The 1,273-nt window shown below is 68.3% G+C and carries 1 protein-coding gene and 1 pseudogene; both read right to left on the bottom strand.

The features are described from left to right. Positions 1-279: 279 nt before the first annotated feature. The gene (locus ACWDA7_RS53045) at positions 280-681 is read right to left on the bottom strand and encodes a hypothetical protein (RefSeq protein ID WP_450615423.1); all 402 of its coding nucleotides are present in this window, start codon (positions 679-681) and stop codon (positions 280-282) included. 246 nt (positions 682-927) lie between these two features. Further along, positions 928-1,273 (bottom strand): annotated as a pseudogene (locus ACWDA7_RS53040) (S8 family serine peptidase); the annotation flags it as partial.

Raw genomic sequence — 1,273 nt, 5'->3', positions numbered from 1 at the left:
CCACGACCAGCCAGAACTACACCATCCACACCGCCATCACGTTCTTCGAGCACGGGCTCGCGAACCGCTCACGGAAGTAAACGCAACGGTGTTGGTGCACCAATCATCTGCTGATCTTCGACCGCGGCCACGCCGAGAGAGTCCTCCACGACTACGCCCACCACTTCAACGGGCACCGTCCCCACCAAGGCCGCAACCAGCTCGCGCCCCTCGACGACCCCAACGTCATCCCTCTCCCAGCAGCCCGGATCCAACGCCAACAAGCCGTCGCCGGCCTCATCAACGAATACCGCCGAGCAAGCTGATCGATTGGCGAAACAGCAGCTCAGGCCGTGTGCAGCCATTCTGAACCGGTACGGCCGGCAGCAGTCCGGCGAGCGCCTGCAGTTCCGGGTACTGGGCCGTCATGTCCAGCCCGGTGGCGGACACAAGGTGCACGGTCCCGTCGGCGGGCAGGTGGACGATGGTGCGTGCCCCGTTCCACAACGTTTCGTACGCGTACTCGCCCTGGGTCTGCGGTGGGGGCAGCGATCCGATCACCATCAGCATCGGTGACAGCGGCGGCAGCTCATGCGGGGGAGCGGGCCCCGGTGGCGGGTGTGTGCTCATGTTTCCCAGCGTGAGGCCCGCATCCTGCGGGAGCGACTTCGCCGCTTGGACGGGCCGGCCGTACAGCGGCACGCGGAAAAAGGGAGGAAGGGCACGATGTCACTGTCGTCGGCGGCGGCGGTTTGCGAGCCCGACCGGAAAAGGCGGGCGCATGTGCCCGATTCTGGTGATGATTGCTCTGGTTTCTGTCGGTAGGTGGGCGGCAGCCCTTCTCGGCCCCTGACGGAGTCCTGTGGTTCGTCCAGATGGCCTGTGGGCCGAACGGCACCCGCTCCCTGGAGGCGGGTGCCGTTGCGTGTGCTTGCCCCGGGTGGGGATCTACCCGGCGATGGACAGGACGTAGGGTGCCAGGGCCGAAGGGAGTTGTACTCCGGGGACCAGCCACAGGGCGACGAGGGCGTCGGGCAGGCCGCGGCCGACCTGGGCCGCCTCCATTGTGCCGGGGACGGCGAGCTGTCGGCAGCTGGCGGCGATGATCTCGAACAGGTGCTGTACCCGGCCGGGGCCACGGGGCAGCAGCTGTCCGTGGAAGTCCTCGTGGTGAGCGAGAACGAGGGCGGCCAGGCCGGCGATGTGGGCCGAGGCCGTGCCGGTGCCGTCGAGCGCCGCGTATCCACCGTGCGGTGCGCACGACAGGACCGCCACACCGGGTGCGGCCGCGTCG

This window comes from Streptomyces sp. NPDC001156 (assembly GCF_053598275.1).
The sequence above is the reverse complement of the archived record's forward strand: the minus strand, read 5'-3'. Positions and strand labels throughout refer to the sequence as shown.